The organism is Okeania sp. SIO3I5, assembly GCF_010672085.1.
In the GTDB taxonomy this organism is placed as follows: domain Bacteria; phylum Cyanobacteriota; class Cyanobacteriia; order Cyanobacteriales; family Microcoleaceae; genus Trichodesmium.
In genome coordinates this window covers 1-4,774 of sequence record NZ_JAAHHT010000409.1, presented here as the reverse complement: position 1 = coordinate 4,774, position 4,774 = coordinate 1, and the positions used below count along the sequence as shown (strand labels likewise).

Sequence of the window (4,774 nt, the reverse complement as noted above, 5' to 3'; positions counted from 1 at the left end):
CTTGTGCAACAAAGCCTATATCCATATTCAATTCTTGGCGTTGCATAATTTCGGGCTGCATTAGTGTGGGGAGTGTGGGAGATGTAGGAGCTGTGGGGAGTGTGGGAAGTGTGGGAAGTGTGGGAAGACTGGGATTGTAGGATAAATAATTTTTCCTTGATTTTTCTGCGTCGCGTTATCCCAAAATTCTTACTTTATGCAGCTCTTTTAACCGAAAAACTCATATTTTTTCACGACTTAAAATGGCTAAAACCTTTATCTGTAAATACTTTTAGATTTAATCAGCAAGCCCTAGGTAGAAAATTTTGAGCTTCCTACTTGTGCAACAAAGCCTCGATCCATATTCAATTTTTGGCGTTGCATATTTGCGGGATGAATTAGTGTGGGGAGTGTGGGAGGTGTGGGAGGTGTGGGAAGTGTGGGAAGTGTGGGAAGTGTGGGGAGTGTGCATTGGAATTATAGTTTTAGGCGTTGCTGAATTAAGGGATGAATATTAAGTAGGACGGGCATCCTGCCTGTCCAAAAATATCAGGAACGGGCAAGATGCCCATTCCACAAAACTATTAAAATCATCCCGCATTTATGCAACGCCAGTTTTAGAGTTTATGAAGTAAAAGATGGGATTTCCCTTTTCTACAAAGATTCATACCTTGGTTCAGCAACGCCCAATTTTTAACTTCTGGCTCCTGACTTCAAAGTTTTTGTTGGCTTTCATATCAAATCCGTTTGATTGGACATGAAAAAAATCTCCTATCTTCATAACTACTAAATCTTTATGGTTCTCTCTCCTCCTAACTCCTGTACGGGCGTTTCATGTCGCGGAGCGAAACGGCCGGAAAGCCCCTACTACTCCTGACTACTCCTGAGTTGAGCAATCTATAACTGTTTAACCGGATTTGATATCACTTCCTCAACCCAACCTACGATTTTTGACATACTCCCGACGCTGCCCTTCTATTCCCCCCTTTCAAAGGGGGGTTAGGGGGGATGGAAAAATAGGGATTCTGAGCGTCTGGGAAACCCTGACCGCGGAGCATGACAGAGGTGATGTCCTCCCCCTGTGTTGACATTGATGATAACAAAATGCTCCTAGCTTGTGTCTTGGGCAACATTCCTTTAACTTATGAAGGTATCCGAATCCTGGCCCTGGCTTTAATCCCGACGCTCCCCTCCCCCCTTTCCAAGCTATCCCTTATAAGTAACTCTTGAAACCCTTGTGGGAGGGTGGTCCGGATGGGGAGGAGGGGGAGGAAGAATTCTGTCTACATTCATAAAAAAGTGTATTGAAAAATACTCTTTTCTCCTGAAAAAGCCGATTCAAGACTTAAACATAACTCCTCTATGTTGTCAAGTTTTATGAAAAGAGAAAGATGTTTATAAAGCATAGCTTTCCAAGGGGGGTTAGGGGGGATGGAGAGCGCGGGACTTCTCGCCAGGAAAGTTAACTTCTGACTTCTAACTTCTAACTTTAAAATTATGCTCGATCGCTCACCGAAAAATAACTGGTACCAAGACTTCAACCTAGAAGAAAAATCTAAATGGTACGGTCAAATAGCAGATGCTTACAACAGAACTAGACCTCGTTATCCTGAAAAATTAGTCAGACGTGCCGTAGAAATAGCTCAACTTTCTACGGATGCCAAAATTTTAGAAATAGGTTCTGCCACCGGAACAGCAACGACCACTTTTGCCGAACTAGGTTTTTCTCTAGTCTGCGTCGAACCCAATGCAGAATTTTGTCAAATACTGGCGAGAAACTGCGCTCCTTATGAAAAAGTGAAAATCATCAACACTACCTTTGAGGAATGGGAATTAGAAAAAAGTCAGTTTGATGCCGTACTTGCCGCTACTTCTTTTCACTGGATATCCTCGGAAGTTGCTTGTATCAAAACTGCCGAAGCATTAAAAACTGAGGGATATTTAATTTTGCTCTGGAATGTTCCACCCCAACCAACTCAAGAAATTTATCAGAAATTATTAGAGCCAATTTATCAAACCTACGCACCAGATATAAAAGGATATGAAGCGATCGCTACTCATCAAAAAAATATTAGCAGTCTGGGAAATAAAGTTACCGACTCTGGTAAGTTTCAAAACTTGGTTTCGGAAGAATTAATATGTGAAGTAACTTATAAAGTTGATGATTATATAGAACTTCTTAGCACCCTATCGCCCTACATTGCAATGGACTCAGAGCAACGTCAGACTTTATTTGCAAATTTGAGGACAAGTTTGCACAATTATCATGGAGATTCTATTGACGTTTCTTTCTTGTCTGTACTTCAGGTTGCTCAGAAAGTATAATAACGTTTCACGGAAGTCAAAAATTATGGGTAAGGAGCGAGTATCCCGGAAGACCTCTCCCCCGACCCCTCCCTACTACTATCTCATCTGATTTTCCGAACTTTCTAACTCAGGAATATTAGCAAAATTTGCCAATAAATCTCCTTCTCCAAAATTATTTCCTACACCATTTTGGTTGTAGAAAAAATTACTATTTGTCTGATTATCAAAAATCACTCCTACTTTTATTTCCGCAAAAAAAAGCAGAGAGATACTTTCCCAAAATTTCTAGAAAAAAGGGTTGGGGAGGCGAGGTTTTTTCCACACTACTATCTCATCTGATTTTCCGAACTTTCTAACTCAAGAATATTAGCAAAATTTGCCAATAAATCTCCTTCTCCAAAACCATTTGCTACACCATTTTGGTTGTAGAAAAAATTACTATTTGTCTGATTATCAAAAATCACTCCTACTGCTATTTTCGCAAAAAAAGGAGAGAGATACTCCCCCTTCCCTACCAGGAAAAAGGGTTGGGGAGGCGAGGTTTTTTCCACACTACTATCTCATCTGATTTTCCGAACTTTATAACTCAGGAATATTAGCAAAATTTGCCAATAAATCTCTTTCTCCAAAATTATTTGCTACACCATTTTGCTTAGAGAAAAAATTACTATTTGTCTGATTATCAAAAATCACTCCTACTGCAGTTTCCACAAAAAAAAGCAGAGAGATACTTTCCCAAAATTCCTAGGAAAGAGGGTTAGAGAGTTAAGTTTTTTCAACACTACTATTACTGTGATTTCCGAAAAAAAAGCAGAGAGATACTTTCCCAAAATTTCTAGAAAAAAGGGTTGGGGAGGCGAGGTTTTTTCCACACTACTATCTCATCTGATTTTCCGAACTTTCTAACTCAAGAATATTAGCAAAATTTGCCAATAAATCTCCTTCTCCAAAACCATTTGCTACACCATTTTGGTTGTAGAAAAAATTACTATTTGTCTGATTATCAAAAATCACTCCTACTGCTATTTTCGCAAAAAAAGGAGAGAGATACTCCCCCTTCCCTACCAGGAAAAAGGGTTGGGGAGGCGAGGTTTTTTCCACACTACTATCTCATCTGATTTTCCGAACTTTATAACTCAGGAATATTAGCAAAATTTGCCAATAAATCTCTTTCTCCAAAATTATTTGCTACACCATTATCTAATCTGAAAATCAGAACTTTCCAACTCAGGAGTATTAGTAACATTCGCAAATAAACCTCCTCCTCCAAAACCATTTGCTACACCATCCGAGTTGTAGAACAAATTACCATTTGTCTCATTATAAATAATAACTCCTACTGCAGTTTCCGCTTGTGCGTCACTACTAACAACCTCAAACTCCTCAAAAATACTAAAACCTTCACCAGACAAACTATTAATAGCTGTAAATGTATCTCGGTCTAACAAAATTTTATCGCTATCTTCCTGGAAGTCAGTAATAATATCTGTACCAAGATCCTCCACTTGAAAAGGTTGGTTACTATTAAAAATAAATTTATCCTTACTCGCACCTCCATTCAGAGTATCGTTACCTGCTCCACCATTTAAGCGATCGCTACCTAACCGCCCTTCTAAAATATCGTTACCTGCTCCTCCTAACAAAATATCATTACCAATACCTCCAATAATTGTATCTGCTCCACTCGCTCCTAAAAGGGTATCGTTACCTCGACCTCCTAGTATTTTATTGTCACCATCACTACCTGCAATATAATTATTTTCATAGTTTCCAGAACCGTTAATATTTTCCCCAGTCAGCACCAGGTTTTCCACATTCCCTGGTAAACGATAGGTAATACTAGACTCAGCAGTATCAATACCAGCATTACCCTCTTCGATAATTATATCTGCACTGTTATTAATAATATAAATATCATCACCTCCAAAATCGATAAAAGTGTCGCCATTATCTGTTCCCGTGAGGAGATCGCTACCTGGAGTGCCAATAATAATATTATTATTTGGTGGAATCTCATCCACATCAGTCACATTAATAGTTACCTGTTCATCAAAACTTTCTGCGGGTTCTCCACTATCAGTCGTCCGAACAGTAATCGTATGAGTCGTATTATTTTCAAAATCCAGCAAAGAACCATTAGCTACTAATATTCGGTCTCCATCCACCACAAAACGACCATCCCCATCATCCAATAATGTATAAGTGTGAGTATCATCAGTATCCGAGTCAGTTGTAGTCAGAGTACCTACCACTGTTCCATTCTCACTATTTTCTGCCACAGTATTGTTATCTAGAGATATATCTGTAGGTTGGTTGTTGCTTGGGGTTGGTGTCTCATCCACATCAGTCACATTAATAGTCACCTGTTCATCAAAACTTTCTGCGGGTTCTCCACTATCAGTCGTCCGAACAGTAATCGTATGAGTCGTATTATTTTCAAAATCCAGCAAAGAACCATTAGCTACTAATATTCGGTCTCCATCCACCA

Annotated in this window: 8 protein-coding genes; 3 read left to right on the top strand and 5 right to left on the bottom strand. The window is 39.2% G+C overall.

Going from position 1 to position 4,774, the window contains the following annotated elements; all coding sequences use genetic code 11:
- Positions 1 to 99: 99 nt before the first annotated feature.
- From F6K40_RS38850 to F6K40_RS38840, 3 genes are all read left to right on the top strand, one after another.
- Positions 100 to 309: a hypothetical protein gene (locus F6K40_RS38850; protein ID WP_293145231.1), complete on the top strand. Its 210-nt coding sequence runs from the start codon at positions 100 to 102 to the stop codon at positions 307 to 309.
- Complete coding sequence (locus F6K40_RS38845) at positions 306 to 497, top strand: hypothetical protein (RefSeq protein WP_293145228.1); 192 nt, start codon at positions 306 to 308, stop codon at positions 495 to 497. Before F6K40_RS38850 ends, F6K40_RS38845 begins: the two co-directional genes overlap by 4 nt.
- 979 nt (positions 498 to 1,476) lie before the next feature.
- On the top strand, positions 1,477 to 2,304 hold the full coding sequence (locus F6K40_RS38840) for a class I SAM-dependent methyltransferase (protein WP_293145225.1): 828 nt from the start codon (positions 1,477 to 1,479) through the stop codon (positions 2,302 to 2,304).
- A gap of 78 nt (positions 2,305 to 2,382) precedes the next feature.
- Here F6K40_RS38840 and F6K40_RS38835 read toward each other — a convergent pair whose 3' ends face one another.
- The 5 genes from F6K40_RS38835 to F6K40_RS38815 form a co-directional block, all read right to left on the bottom strand.
- Positions 2,383 to 2,520 (bottom strand): hypothetical protein, encoded by a 138-nt coding sequence (locus tag F6K40_RS38835; RefSeq protein WP_293145222.1) that lies wholly within the window; start codon positions 2,518 to 2,520, stop codon positions 2,383 to 2,385.
- 92 nt (positions 2,521 to 2,612) lie between these two features.
- Positions 2,613 to 2,837 (bottom strand): hypothetical protein, encoded by a 225-nt coding sequence (locus F6K40_RS38830; protein WP_293145216.1) that lies wholly within the window; start codon positions 2,835 to 2,837, stop codon positions 2,613 to 2,615.
- A 28-nt stretch (positions 2,838 to 2,865) separates the two neighbouring features.
- Positions 2,866 to 2,997 (bottom strand): hypothetical protein, encoded by a 132-nt coding sequence (locus F6K40_RS38825; RefSeq protein ID WP_293145219.1) that lies wholly within the window; start codon positions 2,995 to 2,997, stop codon positions 2,866 to 2,868.
- A gap of 165 nt (positions 2,998 to 3,162) precedes the next feature.
- Complete coding sequence (locus tag F6K40_RS38820) at positions 3,163 to 3,387, bottom strand: hypothetical protein (protein ID WP_293145216.1); 225 nt, start codon at positions 3,385 to 3,387, stop codon at positions 3,163 to 3,165.
- A gap of 95 nt (positions 3,388 to 3,482) precedes the next feature.
- On the bottom strand, positions 3,483 to 4,774 hold a 1,292-nt coding region (locus F6K40_RS38815), incomplete at its 5' end, for a calcium-binding protein (RefSeq protein WP_293145213.1).